The organism is Rhizobium sp. HT1-10 (assembly GCF_049472505.1).
Taxonomy (GTDB): domain Bacteria; phylum Pseudomonadota; class Alphaproteobacteria; order Rhizobiales; family Rhizobiaceae; genus Rhizobium.
On the sequence record NZ_JBCEBQ010000004.1, the window covers coordinates 231,308 to 246,333 of the forward strand.

At 61.9% G+C, this 15,026-nt stretch carries 13 protein-coding genes; 2 read left to right on the forward strand and 11 right to left on the reverse strand.

What is annotated here, in order from left to right:
* Positions 1-183: 183 nt before the first annotated feature.
* Positions 184-1,971 carry an APC family permease gene (locus VH564_RS12675; RefSeq protein ID WP_423340198.1) on the forward strand — a complete coding sequence of 596 codons (1,788 nt, stop codon included), beginning with the start codon at positions 184-186 and terminating at the stop codon, positions 1,969-1,971.
* A 102-nt stretch (positions 1,972-2,073) separates the two neighbouring features.
* Positions 2,074-2,466: a cupin domain-containing protein gene (locus VH564_RS12680; RefSeq protein WP_423340199.1), complete on the forward strand. Its 393-nt coding sequence runs from the start codon at positions 2,074-2,076 to the stop codon at positions 2,464-2,466.
* Here the strand turns inward: VH564_RS12680 and VH564_RS12685 are convergent.
* The 11 genes from VH564_RS12685 to VH564_RS12735 all read right to left on the reverse strand — a co-directional run bounded on the left by VH564_RS12685 (position 2,377) and on the right by VH564_RS12735 (position 14,870).
* On the reverse strand, positions 2,377-2,721 hold the full coding sequence (locus VH564_RS12685; RefSeq protein ID WP_423340200.1) for a DUF982 domain-containing protein: 345 nt from the start codon (positions 2,719-2,721) through the stop codon (positions 2,377-2,379). The two genes, VH564_RS12680 and VH564_RS12685, sit on opposite strands and share 90 nt — an antisense overlap.
* A 121-nt stretch (positions 2,722-2,842) precedes the next feature.
* Positions 2,843-3,844 carry a P1 family peptidase gene (locus VH564_RS12690; RefSeq protein WP_423340201.1) on the reverse strand — a complete coding sequence of 334 codons (1,002 nt, stop codon included), beginning with the start codon at positions 3,842-3,844 and terminating at the stop codon, positions 2,843-2,845.
* A 129-nt stretch (positions 3,845-3,973) separates the two neighbouring features.
* Positions 3,974-4,168, reverse strand: a complete 195-nt coding sequence (locus VH564_RS12695; protein ID WP_423340202.1) for a hypothetical protein — start codon at positions 4,166-4,168, stop codon at positions 3,974-3,976.
* Positions 4,169-4,659: 491 nt separating this feature from the next.
* Positions 4,660-7,596 (reverse strand): aminotransferase, encoded by a 2,937-nt coding sequence (locus tag VH564_RS12700; protein ID WP_423340203.1) that lies wholly within the window; start codon positions 7,594-7,596, stop codon positions 4,660-4,662.
* 177 nt (positions 7,597-7,773) lie between these two features.
* A complete protein-coding gene (gene purU / locus VH564_RS12705; RefSeq protein ID WP_423340204.1) occupies positions 7,774-8,658 on the reverse strand; it encodes a formyltetrahydrofolate deformylase in 885 nt (294 codons plus the stop codon).
* A 285-nt stretch (positions 8,659-8,943) separates the two neighbouring features.
* Positions 8,944-10,251, reverse strand: a complete 1,308-nt coding sequence (glnT, locus tag VH564_RS12710; RefSeq protein WP_423340205.1) for a type III glutamate--ammonia ligase — start codon at positions 10,249-10,251, stop codon at positions 8,944-8,946.
* A 47-nt stretch (positions 10,252-10,298) separates the two neighbouring features.
* A complete protein-coding gene (locus tag VH564_RS12715; RefSeq protein WP_423340206.1) occupies positions 10,299-10,760 on the reverse strand; it encodes an OsmC family protein in 462 nt (153 codons plus the stop codon).
* 1 nt (position 10,761) lies between these two features.
* The gene (locus VH564_RS12720) at positions 10,762-12,090 is read right to left on the reverse strand and encodes an FMN-binding glutamate synthase family protein (protein WP_423340207.1); all 1,329 of its coding nucleotides are present in this window, start codon (positions 12,088-12,090) and stop codon (positions 10,762-10,764) included.
* A gap of 71 nt (positions 12,091-12,161) precedes the next feature.
* Positions 12,162-12,848 (reverse strand): protein GlxC, encoded by a 687-nt coding sequence (locus VH564_RS12725; RefSeq protein WP_423340208.1) that lies wholly within the window; start codon positions 12,846-12,848, stop codon positions 12,162-12,164.
* Between the two features lie 57 nt (positions 12,849-12,905).
* Positions 12,906-13,802, reverse strand: a complete 897-nt coding sequence (locus VH564_RS12730; RefSeq protein ID WP_423340209.1) for a class II glutamine amidotransferase — start codon at positions 13,800-13,802, stop codon at positions 12,906-12,908.
* A 105-nt stretch (positions 13,803-13,907) separates the two neighbouring features.
* Entirely contained in the window at positions 13,908-14,870 is a 963-nt protein-coding gene (locus tag VH564_RS12735; protein ID WP_423340210.1) for a GlxA family transcriptional regulator, read from the reverse strand.
* Between the last annotated feature and the right edge of the window lie 156 nt (positions 14,871-15,026).

Consider the following 15,026-nt stretch of genomic DNA (forward strand, 5'->3'; position numbering starts at 1 on the left):
AGACTTGACCCTTATGAAAAAAAATTCACTATGAGAAATAAGTGATGCGGAACGCTTCAGACGGGAATCGACAGGGAGACGCTGCAAAGGCGCCCCGGCCGAACAAGAGCGACGCCACGATCCAGCCAAAACATAAGGGAACGCGCATACCGCGCGCAGCAAAAACTGGTCGAGGAGACTGCTATGGTTGCTTTCGTTGAAACCGAAGGATCCGAAGCCGCGTCAAGCGGCGGGCTGATCCGTTCACTGGATTGGAAGGGCGCCTTCTGGGTGGCCGCCGGCGTTCCGCCGCTTGTGCTCTTCTCGATAGGCGGCATCGCCGGCACGACCGGCAAGCTCGCCTTCGTCGTCTGGATCATCTCCATGGTGATGGGCTTTCTACAATCCTTTACCTATGCCGAAATCGCCGGCATGTTCGCCAATAAATCCGGCGGTGCCTCCGTCTACGGGGCGACGGCCTGGCTGCGATATTCCAAGTTCATTGCCCCACTATCGGTGTGGTGCAACTGGTTCGCCTGGTCGCCCGTGCTCTCGCTCGGCTGCGCCATTGCCGCCGGCTATATCCTCAATGCGCTCTTCCCCATCCCGGGAGCCGATTCGCAGCTCGTCACCAGCTGGATCGCCGCCCATGCAGGCAGCATCGCCGCAGATAGCCCAAGGGTTGCCGAATGGCTGGCAACCAACACCGGCAAGACCCAGGCAGACGCGATTTCCGCGCTTCTATCCGCTGACGGCGTTGCTGCCTATACGCCCTGGATTCGAACCTGGTCGCTGGTGACCTTCAACATCCCCTTCCTCGCGAAGGCCAGCCTCAACGCCACCTTTGTCATTGGCGGTATCTTGATGCTGATCATATTCGCGATCCAGCATCGCGGCATCCTCGGCACCGCCAGCGTGCAAAAATGGCTCGCCATCGTCGTCCTCCTGCCGCTGCTTGTCATCGGCCTCTATCCGATCTTCAGCGGCCAGATAGACACCCTCAATGTCACGGGTCTTTTGCCACCGACGGCGGCCTATTCGGGCGTCGACGGCACTTGGAGCAATGGCGGTTGGACGCTGTTCCTCGGCGGGCTCTACATTGCCGCCTGGTCGACCTATGGCTTCGAAACGGCGGTCTGCTATACGCGCGAGTTGAAGAACCCGAAGACGGACACCTTCAAGGCGATCTTCTATTCCGGCCTGCTCTGCTGCCTATTCTTCTTCCTCATTCCCTTCACCTTTCAGGCCGTTCTCGGACAGTCCGGCATGCTGGCGCCCGGCATCGTCGACGGTACGGGCGTTGGGGAAGCGCTCGGTGGTCTCGTGCATGGCGGCAAGATCGTCACGCAACTGCTGGTCATCCTGATGATCATGGCGCTCTTCCTCGCCATCATGACGGCCATGGCCGGATCTTCGCGCACGCTGTATCAGGGATCGAAGGACGGCTGGCTGCCGAAATACCTCGATCACGTCAACGAACACGGCGCCCCGACCCGTGCCATGTGGACGGATTTCGCCTTCAACCTGCTGTTGCTCGCCATTGCCTCCGATACGGCCGGTTACTTCTTCGTTCTCGCTGTCTCCAACGTTGGCTACATCATCTTCAACTTCCTGAATCTCAATGCCGGGTGGATCCACCGCATGGACAGCAGCCATATCGAGCGCCCGTGGAAGGCGCCGACCTGGCTGATCGGCCTGAACACGGTGCTGGCCTTCGTCAATGCGCTGTTTCTGGGGGCGGGCGCCAAGGTCTGGGGCTATTCCAACGCGCTCTGGGTCGGCTTCATCTTCGCGGCCCTGATCCTGCCCGTCTTCGCCTATCGGCATTACGTGCGCGACGGCGGCAGGTTTCCGGCCGGTGCTATGGAGGACCTCGGCCTGGTCGGTCAGGACATGGGCGTGAAAAGGGCAGGCATCCTTCCCTACGCAGCATTGGCCGCCGGGTTGGTCGTCGTGCTCGTCGCGAACGTCATCTTCCAGCTGCCGGCGTAATGTTCATCGCAACACGCGGGGAGGCCTGCGTGTTGCTCCATCAGAATCGGCGCGGTGATGAACGATGACACGCATCCAAGCTTGTCCAGAAGGGAATACGATATGAGCCAGTCGCAGCCGGTCATCACCCGCACGCAAGAGCGGCAACGGGAGGAGTGGGACGACCCGGTGAGAGGCAATACGGCCTTCTATACGCTCTTGAGCAGCGATATCACGCCAACAGACAGCATGTGTGCCGGCGTCGCGGAAGTGGCGCCCGGCAGCGGTGGCGCGCGGTCGCATCGCCACGCTGAAGCCGAGATCTACTACATTCTTGAAGGCACCGGTATTCTCACTGTCGACGGAGTCGATACAATTGTCAGCAAAGATGCCGTCATTTTCATACCCGGCAATGCCGAACACGGACTAAGAAACGAGTCGACGAGCGTCCTCAGACTCTTCTACGTCTTCCCGACCGGCCGTTTCTCCGAGGTCGTTTATCAATTTGCCGATTGATCCGCCCTCGGCTTTAAATTCGATGAACGACGCCCTGGCTGCCGCAATAAAGGCGTCCCGCGAAGCCTCGGTCGGCCGATTGTCGTCGAGAACCGCCAGACAGGCATTGATTGCCAAACGGTGTGCCTCACCCTGCGGGGCGGGCCAGCAGGAATAAAGGCAGTCGATAGCCTCGAGGGCGCTGTCGATGTGCCTGAACTGACCGGTTGTCGGCACCTCGACGGTTACCATTGCATTCCATTTTTTGATATCCATACTCTACAACGGATGGAAGAGTAAAATTGTTCCATTCAACTTAAGTTTGAAAACAGAGGTATCGAGGCGATCGGGGAGAAGCGCGTGTCGGTCTAAGGGTATAAGCCTCATGTCGCCCAATCTACCTCGGGCCGAATCGATCACGCCAGGCCGCCTGCGCGCCGTCATAGGGCAAAGCTGTTGCCTGGTGCACGCCCCTGGCGATGGCGCGCGCCATCACTGTCGTCGCAAGCTGGCAGAGCTCCAGAAAATCGGCCACGCCCTGCATGGGCCGAGCGCCGGTCGATGCGGCAAAGACGGTATCGCCGTCGAACGGCAGATGGGCGGGCAACAGCGCACGAGCGAGACCGTCCTGCGCCATGATCGACAGTCGATGCGCCTCGGCCTTGGTCAGCGCGGCATCCGTCACGACTGTGCCGATGGTGGTCGCGGTAATGTTCACACCCTTCAGCCGCATGGCTCGGTCAGCGGGGGTAACGATGTGCGGCATGCCGAGCCCGCCGAACTCGTCGCCCTCCTCGAAGGGGGCAGCCCAGAAATGCGGACCATTGCCGATGAGAGCAGTGCCCAGCGCATTGACGGCCACCAGTGCAGCAATGCGGTGACCGCCGCTGCTGATGGCGCTCGCGGAGCCCAAGCCGCCCTTGACGGTTGCGGTCGTTGCACCGGTACCGGCGCCGACGCTGCCCAGCGAAAATGCCCCTGTCCCGGCTGCGCGGAAGGCCTCGTAGCCCATGTCGCGGTAGGGAGAGTGCAGGCCCCAGTCCTTGTTGCCGCCGTTCAGAAGGTCCATCAGGATCGCTTGCGGCACGATCGGCACGCGGGTCGTGCCGACTTGCAGCCCGCGTCCGACCTCGCGTAGTCCTGCCTGGACGCCACCGGCGGCATCCAGCCCGAAGGCCGACCCGCCGGAAAGAGCCAGCGCATCCACCATGCCGACAGACATCGATGGATCGAGCAGCGCCGTGTCGCGCCCGCCTGGTGCCCCGCCCATGACGGTTCCGGAGGCGACAGCCGGACTGTCGAAGACGACGACGGTAACGCCGGAGCCAAGGGTAAGGTCCGTATGATGGCCAACCGACAGGCCTTCTATGTCCGTTAGCAGATTGAGAGAGCTAGCCAAGTCATCGTTCCTCGCCTGTACAGGCCGATAGAATCGCACCGCTCCGGAAAAGACAAGACCGGCCCAGCGTCTGCTGGGCCGGTCTTGTCGGTCTGGTGGTGGCTGAATGCGGGCTCTGCCCGCAGCCGCCTAGACGTGCATCGGTTGGGCGGGGCTGCGCGCCAGCAGGTCGCGGATGGCGAGCTTGACCTCGTCGGCGCTGCCGAAACGCTGTTCGTCGAGGTCATGGACATGATATTTCACGGCAATGAACCGCAGCCGATCGTCATCCGGGACGACGATACCGACAGGCACACCTGCGTATTCGATAACTTGCTTCTTCATAGGTATACTCCCACTGCGCAGGGCGCAGTTATGGCAAAATGACGATTTTGATCCGAAAAGGGATGAACGTCACATTCGACAGCGCGGGCCGGAGCGGAAGCCCGAGACGTCTTCGTCCAGTGCATCGCCGCAGGCGGCGCTTGCAATGAGTGTGTAGTGTTTCATCTCACGTCCCTTAGGTTGGCGTTGCACTTGAGATCTCCGGCACCCGGAGATCACACGATGGAATCAATTACTCTACTTGTAAGGTAGAAAATAACCTGAATACCATCGCAAACACATTCCAATAAATATCAAAATGTCGGCGCTGCGAAAAATATAAATCCGATTTGGGACAACTATGTGAAAGATATTCGATCTTCCCTAGTTGCCTCCGCCCAGGATCGATTCTCACCGACGCTCCAGAGATAGGAATTTGGGTCGCCACCGGCAATGGCGCGCCGGTTGAAAAACCGCCTCGTCGCCAAATGACCCTAATGGTTAATGCGCCCTCACGAAGCCACGGAAATCTCACCGAGGGCCTTTTCCAGGGCCTGCAGGAAGAAATCGGCGCTTTCCATGCTGATGCAGAGCGGCGGCTTGATCTTCAACACGTTGAGGTGATCGCCGGTCGGCTGAATGACGACGCCAAGGTCGAGCAGCCTCTCGCATAGCGCCGATGTCTGAACAGCGGCGGGTTCGAGCGATGAGCGATCGCTGACCAGTTCCAGGCCGAGATAGAGACCCATGCCATGCACGGCGCCGATGAGCGGAAACCGTTCTATCATCGCCGACATCCCCGATTTCAGATGGTCGCCGACGGTCCGTGCATTGTCCTGCAGCGCCTCGTCCCGCAGGATGTCGAGGACCTCCATGCCGATGACGCAACTGACCGGGCTGCCGCCGGTCGAGGAGAAAAAATATCCTTCCCGCTCCAGCGAATCGGCAATCGCCTGACTAGTGATAACGGCGCCAAGGGGATGGCCGTTTCCCATTCCCTTGGCGATCGTGATGATATCGGGCACCACGCCCTGCTGCTCGAAGCCCCAGAACACCTGTCCGAGCCGCCCATGGCCGACCTGCACCTCGTCGGCGATACACAGGCCGCCGGCGTCGCGCACCAAGGCGTAGATCTGGTCGAGATATCCAGCGGGCAGAAGGATGCCGCCGGCATTGCCGCAGATCGCTTCGCAGATGAAGCCAGCGAGCCGCTCGCCCTTCTCACTGATGGTATCCAGCAGCGGCCGCGTTGCCTCGACATAGGCGTCGGCCGCATCCGGACCGCGAAACTGTCCGCGAAAACCGTTCGGCGCCGGCGCCGCATGGACCCAGTCGGGTCGGGTCGTCAGCGCTTGCGGATTGTCGGCAAGCGAGGTCGATACGGCGTCGCTGGCAACCGACCAGCCATGATAGCCTTCCTTCAGGCAGAGCATATTCCGGGCGCCGGTGTGGGCCCAGGCCAGCCGCAGGGCGAGGTCGTTGGCCTCCGAGCCACTGTTGACCAGGAAAACCCGGTCCAGGCCCTCGGGCGCAAGGCTTGCCAGCCGCGCCGAAAATTCGGCAATCGCGGCATAGTGAAAACGCGAATTGGTGTTGAGCAGCGACCACTGCCGCTCGATTGCGCTGGTGAGGCGCGGGTGGGCGTGGCCGAGGAGGGTGACATTGTTGATCATGTCCAGATAGCTGCGGCCCTCAATGTCGTAGAGGTACTCCCGCCAGCCACGCTCGATCTGGGGCGGCTGCGCGTAATAGTGTTTTTGTGAGGCTGCGAGATGGGCGGCGCGCCGTGAGAGTAAATCGCCGCTCTCAGTCCTAGCTGCATCGATGCCCGATGACAGCAGCACGGCTGGCGAGGGGCAGAGCGCCGACCAAACTGTCTTTGCATCGGCGGCGCAGAACAGCGGCGGTAGCAGTCCCGGAATCCGGCAAAGCTGCACGCGAAGGCCGCCGATCGCGCCTTCTTCGCCGGCTATCGTTCCAATCTGGTCGCCGTCCGCGATCTCGGTACCTTCCTCAAGGCTGCAGACGACCCCATCGAGATGCAGGTTGACAGAGTCGGCCGACAGCACCAGGTGCTGGCCATCGTTGACGATCTTGCCCGGGAAAGGCGCGGCAAGCCCGGTTCCCGCGGGCAGGCAGATATCGCAATGGAGCGCAAAGTTCTTCGGTGCCTGCAGGGCCGGCGGCTGCGTGTGCGAAAGCCGGAATTCCCCGTAGCGGGTGGCGGCCATTCCCGTCTCGCCCGCTGCCCGCGCCAGCAGCCGCCAGTCGATATCCGGCTTCAGCCAGTTGCCGTCGTCCAGCAGCGGGCTGGTCGTCGACAGGTCGACCGGGACGATCTTTACAGGGTCGATGCTAGGTAGCAGCGCCGCCCAATCCGTCGTCACGATCGGCGGCAGGCCGATCCCCACCGCGCATAGAATGGCAGCGTCCATGACATCCGCATTGGCGGAGGTCGCGACCTCGAAAATCTCACGCTCGAGGACGATATTCTCGCGGACGTAGTCATTCTCCGGGTCGATCGCCAACTGCTGTTCGCTGCTGGCGACGAGGATGACCGCGCGTGCCACGATCAGCGACCACAATGCCTGCAGCTCCGCCTCGGTCAGCGGCATGACCGCGTGATAGGCGGCGACTGCGGGCAGGATGAACAAGGGATCACCCTTGGCATGGTGGAGCAGCGACGCGCAGGTAACCGCCAGGTCGCCGACGACCCAGCCTTTGATAATGTCGCCGAAATCGATGACCCCGTCGGGGATGGGGTGGCCTTGGGCATTCGTCAGCGCCACGACGTTGTCGCCGGTGACGTCGTGATGCACTGGCTGTACGCGGAGCAGTCCAGCCAGCGGTTGGATACGCTTGACGGCCGTGACCATCGCCTTGGCAATGCGGTCGCGCGCCTGATGATTGGTGATCGCCGAAAGCAGATGCACCGCAACCGGGCCGGCGCGGCGCAAGTCCCATTGCAGGGTTCGATGAAGTCCGGGATGGTCGAAGTCGGAGAGGGAAAGGGCAAGCTGCGCGCAGAGCGAACCCAGGGCGGCCACAGTTTGCGTCGGCAGGTATGCGCGCCGCGTCAGCGGCTGTCCCTCGACATAGGTCAGAAGCCTGACCTGACAGGCTTGTTCGCCGATGTCGAGCGCGACGATATCGGCGCCGTCCAGCGAGGGAATGATTCTCGGTACGCGCGGCGCATCGGCAACGGTCCGCAGGTAATGGATTGCGGCATTCTGCGCTTCCAGTTCGACGGTATTATAGTCCGCGTGGCAGATCTTCAGAACGTAACGGGCATCGCCCGTGTCCAGTCGAAAGTTGCGGTCCTGCTGGCTTCCAAGCTCCAGCAATGTGCCGGAGAGCCCGTACTGGGTCGCGAGGATGTCCGCTGCCTCTGGCTCCGTCACCTCCGGACGCGGCAGTTGCATGCGGTTGACGAGCGCTTGATCGGTCATGGTCCCCTCGGATCAATCTGCTGGCAGCATCAGATAAGGGAAATCCTGACAGCGGCAAGGCAAAGATGCAATGCGTGCCGGCGACTTGCTTAGGACGGGCCAAAGCTCGGGTCTGGAAAACGTGTTGATCCTGAAAATTGGAAGGGCGCCAGTTGTCCGGCGCCCTCGGTTCGAGGCTTATCCCATGCGCTCCGAGGCATAGCTGCCGGGGCTGGCCGGGAAGACGACGGTGCGGTTGCCGTTGATGAAGGTCCGGTGATGGATATGGGCGTGGATGGCGCGGGCCAGCACCTGGCTCTCGACGTCGCGACCGATGGAGACGTAGTCCTCGGCGCTCTGAGCATGGGTCACCCGCGCGGTGTCCTGCTCGATGATCGGGCCTTCGTCGAGGTCGGCGGTGACGTAGTGCGCGGTGGCGCCGATCAGCTTCACGCCGCGCTCATAGGCCTGCTTGTAGGGGTTGGCCCCCTTGAAGCTTGGCAGGAAGGAATGGTGGATGTTTATGATGCGACCGGACATCTTCTTGCACATGTCGTCCGAGAGGATCTGCATGTAGCGGGCGAGCACGATCAGTTCGGTGCCGGTCTGTTCTGCGACGTCCATGATCTCGGCTTCGGCCTTGACCTTGTTTTCCTTGGTCACCTTGATGTGGTGGAAGGGAATGTCGTGGTTGACGACGACCTTCTGGTATTCGAAGTGGTTTGAGACGACGCCGACGATGTCGATCGGCAGCGCGCCGATCTTCCAGCGATAGAGCAGGTCGTTGAGACAATGGCCGAACCGCGACACCATCAGCAGCACCTTCATGCGCTTGGTCGCATCGTGGATTTCGGCATCCATCTTGAAAGTAGCGGCAATCGGCTTGAAGCCGTCGACCAGCGCCTCCTGGGCGATGCCTTCCTCGGACATGAAGCTGACGCGCATGAAGAACTTGCCGGTGTCGAGATCGTCGAACTGCGATGAATCGACGATGTTGCAGCCCTGAGCGGCCAGATAGGTGGAAATGGCAGCAACGATTCCGCGCGTCGATTGGCAGGATACCGTCAGCACGTAGCTCTTCATGTCTTTTCCCTCATTCGCAGGTGTTGCCCCTGCATAAATCAAAGCTTGGGCGCCGGATAGCCGGATGCGACGTCATCTCCGCCGGAACCTGGTCCGCTGGAATCGTTATCCGACCGCCAGCCGTCGCCGCCCTTTCGCCGGCAGATTACGGCAGGCGCCAAGAAATCCCGTTCCCATTGCGTCGTCGGAACGCGTATCCCCGCCGTAGCGGGCGCGCCGGTGCAGAAGCCGATGGCGCGGCAGCGCCGGGAATTGTCCGCTGCGGGCCGACCGGCGCGCGCTGCCTCAGATATCCAGCGTGGTGTCGCGCTCCCACTGGGTGAAATGCGATGCATAGGCATTCCACTCCTGATGCTTCAGCTTGATATAGGCGGCCGAGAAGTCTGCGCCCATCGCCTGCTTCAGTCCCTCGTCTTTCTCATATTCCCGCAACGCATCGATCAGGTTCAACGGCAAGCGCGGTGCATCCTTCACCAGATGGCCCTCGGCGTACATGTCGATGTCGTAGTGGCGGCCGGGATCGGCATTGGTGTTCAGGCCATCTAGACCGGCAGCGATGATCACCGCCTGTAGCAGGTACGGGTTGACCGCGCCATCAGGCAGCCGAAGCTCGAAGCGGCCAGGGCCGGGAACGCGCACCATGTGGGTGCGGTTGTTGCCGGTCCAGGTCACCGAGTTGGGCGACCAAGTGGCGCCTGAGGTGGTGCGCGGGGCGTTGATACGCTTGTAGGAGTTGACGGTTGGATTGGTGATCGCGGCCAGCGCCGAGGCGTGCTTCATGATGCCGCCGAGGAAATGCCGGCCCTCGGCCGAGAGCCCGAAATCCATGCCCTTGTCGGCAAAGACGTTGTTCGTGCCGCTGTTGTCCCAGACCGAGATGTGGCAGTGGCAGCCGTTTCCAGTCAGGCCCTTGAAGGGTTTGGGCATGAATGTCGCGCGCAGACCGTGCTTCTCTGCAACGGACTTGACCATGAACTTGAAGAAGGAATGCTTGTCGGCCGTCTTGAGGGCATCGTCGAACTCCCAGTTCATCTCGAACTGGCCGTTGGCATCCTCGTGGTCGTTCTGGTACGGCCCCCAGCCGAGTTCAAGCATGTAGTCGCAGATTTCGGTGATGACATCGTAGCGGCGCATCACGGCCTGCTGGTCGTAGCAGGGCTTGTCTGCCGTATCGTATTTGTCGGAGATCTGCTCGCCATCGGCCGTAATCAGGAAGAACTCCGCCTCGACGCCCGTCTTGACGCGCTTGCCCAGTGCCCCCGCCTCGGCGATCAGCTTCTTCAGAACGTTGCGCGGTGCCTGCTCGACGAGCTCTCCCTCCATGACGCAATCGGCCGCGACCCAGGCGACGTCCTTTTTCCACGGCAGCTGGATGACGGATGCAGCGTCCGGCACCGCAAACAGGTCGGGATGGGCCGGCGTCATGTCGAGCCAGGTGGCAAAGCCCGCGAAACCGGCACCCTCGGCCTGCATGCCTGCAATCGCCTGGCTCGGCACGAGCTTCGCGCGCTGGCCGCCGAACAGGTCGGTGTAGCTGATCATGAAATATTTGACGCCGCGTTCCTTCGCCCACGTCTCGAGATTGATCGTCATGTTGCAGTTCCCCATTTTTTGGTTTTGACCGCGGCCTTTCCGGCCTGTCAGTCGACGAGTTCGCAGGTTACCTCCGTGCGCACCGAATTCGCGATAAAACACTCCTCATGCGCCAGGTGATGCAGCTCTTCCAAATCAGCCGCATCCGGCCCATTGCCCTCCCAGACAATGCGCGGATGCAGCACGACGCGGCTGACCCACATGCGACCGTGCTCGTTCTTTGCCATCATCCCTTCGGCGCAGTCCTCGTAGCGGTTGACGACGAAGCCGCGCTTGGCCACGAGATAGAGGAAGGTCAGCATGTGGCAGGACGAGAGGCTGGCGACGAAGGCTTCTTCCGGATCGACGCCTGACGGATCCGAATAGCGCGGCACCACATGCGGCGAGGACGAGGCACGAAAGGTGACGCCGCCGTCGAACGACCAGGAGTGACCGCGACCGTAGCGGTTGTCGGTGAACGGCTCTGCCGGTCCCCTTTCCCACAGGATGGTCGCGGTATAGGCGCTCATCTCAGAAGCCGCCCTTGCCCGGTATCCAGCTCGTCCCGGCGAGCGGTACCTGTGCCATGGCCGACGCCTCGATCGTCAGGGCGCATAGGTCCTCCGGCTCAAGATTGTGGACATGGTTCTTGCCGCAGGCACGCGCGATCGTCTGCGCCTCCAGCGTCATCACCTTCAGGTAGTTGGCAAGACGCCTTCCGGCGGCGATCGGGTCGACGCGCTTCATCAGTTCCGGGTCCTGGGTGGTGATCCCGGCAGGGTCCTTGCCCTCGTGCCAGTCGTCATAGGCTTCGGCCGTCGTGCCGAGTGCCGCATAGTCCGCCGCCCAGCGCGGATCGTTCTCGCCGATGGCGACCAGCGCCGCCGTGCCGATGGAAACGGCATCGGCGCCGAGCGCCAGTGCCTTGGCCACATCCGCCCCGTTGCGGATGCCGCCTGAAATTATCAGCTGCACCTTGCGATGCATGCCAAGATCCTGAAGCGCCTGGACCGCAGGACGGATGCAGGCGAGCGTCGGCATGCCGACATTCTCGATGAAGACTTCCTGCGTCGCTGCCGTGCCGCCCTGCATGCCGTCGAGCACGACGACATCGGCACCGGCCTTCACCGCCAGCGCCGTGTCGTAATAGGGGCGGGCACCGCCGACCTTCACATAGATCGGCTTTTCCCAGTTGGTGATTTCGCGCAGTTCCATGATCTTGATCTCAAGATCGTCCGGGCCGGTCCAATCCGGGTGGCGCGAGGCCGAGCGCTGGTCGATGCCCTTCGGCAGGGTGCGCATGTCGGCAACCCGGTCCGATATCTTCTGACCCAGCAGCATGCCGCCGCCGCCGGGCTTGGCGCCCTGGCCGATGACGATCTCGATTGCGTCGGCGCGGCGAAGATCCTTCGGGTTCATGCCGTAGCGCGACGGCAGATACTGGTAGACGAGCATCTGCGAATGGCCGCGCTCTTCCTCGGTCATGCCGCCATCGCCCGTCGTTGTCGAAGTACCGGCGATGGTGGCGCCGCGTCCAAGCGCTTCCTTGGCCGGGCCGGACAGCGAACCGAAGCTCATGCCGGCAATGGTGATCGGGATCTTCAGCTCGATAGGCTTCTTGGCAAAGCGGCTGCCGAGCACGACGTTGGTTTCGCACTTCTCGCGGTAGCCTTCGAGCGGATAGCGCGAGATCGAGGCACCAAGGAACAGAAGGTCGTCGAAATGCGGCAGCTTGCGCTTGGCGCCACCGCCGCGGATGTCATAGATCCCTGTTGCCGCAGCCCGGCGGATTTCCGACATGGTGTATTCGTCGAAGGTTGCCGAGGGGCGCGGCGTGGTGGGCGGGTTCTGGTAGCTCATGGCGGACCTCGATTATTCGCATTATACTGTATCGCGGCAGAAGGTGCCGCCGCAGGTCGGAGCGCTGTCGCCTAGTAGGCGTCCGCATTGTCGACATGGAAGGTGTAGAGCTTTCGGGCGGAGCCGTAGCGCTTGAATTCTTCCGGCTTGACGTCGGTGATGCCGGCTCTCTCGAGCAGCTGAGCGAGCCGCTCCAGATGCTTCGGTTTCATTGCTTTCGGAATGCAGTCGGCCCCGAGGCTCTTTACCGTGCCGCGGACGAAGATCTTCGCCTCGTAGAGCGAATCGCCCAAGGCATCGCCAGCATCTCCAAGCACCACCAGATTGCCCGCCTGAGCCATGAAGGCCGACATATGGCCTATGCTGCCGCGCACGACGATGTCGACGCCCTTCATCGAGATGCCGCAGCGCGAGGACGCATTGCCCTCGATGACGAGCATACCGCCGCAGGCGGTGGCACCTGCATATTGGGAGGCATCGCCTTTGACGACGATCGTCCCCGACATCATGTTCTCACCGACTCCGGGGCCTGCCGATCCATGGATGGTGATGGTGGCGTCCTCGTTCATGCCGCCGCAATAGTAGCCGACATTCCCCTGCACATCGATCGCAACGGGCGCACTTACGCCGCAGGCGACGGCGTGGCTGCCGCGCGGGTTGATCACCTCGAAATGGAGGTCGTTCGACCCCGGCGCAACATCGTGCAGGGCCTGGTTGAGGTCACGAAGCGGAGTGATCGCAAGATCGAAAGTGGGCATGGAATGTCCTGCAACTGTAAGCTTGAACGGATGGGAATGGCCGACTGCAAGCGCGCGTCAGTGTTCCCAGAAATAGACGGTTGCCGGCTCCGGCTCCCAGACACGCGCCGCCTCGATGCCGGGCAGGTTGACCAGTGCCCGGTATTCGGAACCGAAGGCGACATACTGATCCGTCTCGGCCATGACCGCCGGCTTGCAGGCGATGGCATCGCGCAGCACGCCGAACCCGGACTTGGTGCCGACGACGAAGGTAAAGAAGCCGTCGAGATCGTCGACCGCGCCCTCGAGTGCCGCACCGAGATTTTTGCCTTTGGCCATTTCGGCCGTCAGATAGGCGGCGGCAACTTCGGAATCGTTCTCCGTCTCGAAGCGCATGCCCTGGTGTTTCAGTTCGCGGCGCAGGTTGTTGTGGTTGGAGAGGGACCCATTGTGCACCAGGCACTGGTCGGAGCCGGTGGAGAAGGGATGGGCACCCAGCGTCGTGACGGCCGATTCCGTTGCCATGCGGGTATGGCCGATGCCGTGCGTGCCGGACATGCCGGCGACGCCGAAGCGCTGGACCACATCGCGTGGCAGCCCGGTTTCCTTGTAGATCTCGATCGAATCGCCGCTGCTCATGATGCGGATATCGGGGCACAACTCCGAGAGCGCCGCGCGGCCCTCCTCGAGCTTGTCCCTCGGCAGCGTGATGACGGCATGGGTGCTCTTGGCCTCGACGGAAATGGCCTGGCCCAGCGCCTGTTCCAGCTCCGCCTGAAGCCCCGCAAAATCCTTTGCCGGCGTCGGGGATTGCACGGTGATCTTGGCCTCGCTGCCCGCTGCCCCACCATAGATCGCGATGCCGGCCGAGTCCGGACCACGGTCGGTCATCGTCACCAGCATGGTGGACAGCATCTCACCGAGTTTCGGTTCCAGGCTCTTGTCCTTGAGGAACAGGCCGACAATACCGCACATGATGAAAACCTCCGATTGATCGTCGGAAAAGGCCTAGCAAGAATCCGAAATCACTTCAACTGGCAAGAAAATATATTTCCCTCAAAGAAAGATAGGTGAGGGACGTCAGCCAGTTTTCCGGGCTGTTTTGGGTGAGCCTCCGTAGGCCTCGCGATAGCAGCGCGCAAAATGGCCCGGGTTTGAGAAGCCGCAGGCAAAGGCGATTTCCGATACGGACAGGCTGCTTTGCTGCAGCAGCTTACGGGCATGGGCCAACCTGATCCGGCGGTATTCGGCCAAGAAGGTGGAGTTGAGCCGCGTTGCAAACAGCCTGTCGAGATGGCGCGGCGTGATCTGCGCGAAGATCGCCATGGCCTTGCGATCGAGCGGCTGTTCGATCGTCGTCTCCATCTTCTCGATCACCGCGAGCAGGATTGGATGATGCGTGCCATGGCGCTCCGCCTCGGAGGCGCGCTGGGGCTCTGCGGCGGAACTGACATGTCGGTGCAGATACCAGTCGCTGACCCGGCGTGCAAAATCGGCGCCCATGCGGGCCGCGATGATCGCATGCATCATGTCGAGCGGCGCCACCCCCCCACCGCAGGTCAACCGCTTGCCGTCGATGATGTAACGTGCCTGCAGTGGCGCCATGCCAGGGAAACGCTCGATTAGCGCCGGCGCATGCTCCCAATGGATTGTGAAACGCTCCCCGGACAGAAGGCCGGCAGCGGCAAGCAGATAGGGTCCGCCAGAAATGCCGCCGATGCGCACGCCGTCGCGGTCGAGCGTCCGCAGCGTCGCATAGACGTTCGGCCAGTTCCACTCGTCGGGATGGCCGCCGGCAACCACAAAGACCGTGTGCAGCCGCTCGCCACGGCCTGGCAGCGGTTCCGCCGGAACCTGCACACCATTGGAGGCGAGTGCGAAGGCGCCTTGCGGAGAAAACACACGGAAACGGTAGATTTCACGGCCGGCGAGAAGATTGGCAGCCCGCAGCGGCTCGACGGCGGAAGCATAACACATCAGCGCAAAGCCGGGGATCAGGATGAAGCCAATCTCTTGGACATTGCTGCTGTCGCTGTCGCGCATCAGGCCAGCGCCCTGGGCCAGGAGCGGAGAGGTGCGTGGGATGCAGCTGCACGGATAGCGCAAATGAAATAAGCGAGTGACACGTCGGATGAAACTTCCCATGACCGGCCGCTATTGGTGCGCTTTTGGTCGATCATTTCACGATGATCGTCAAGG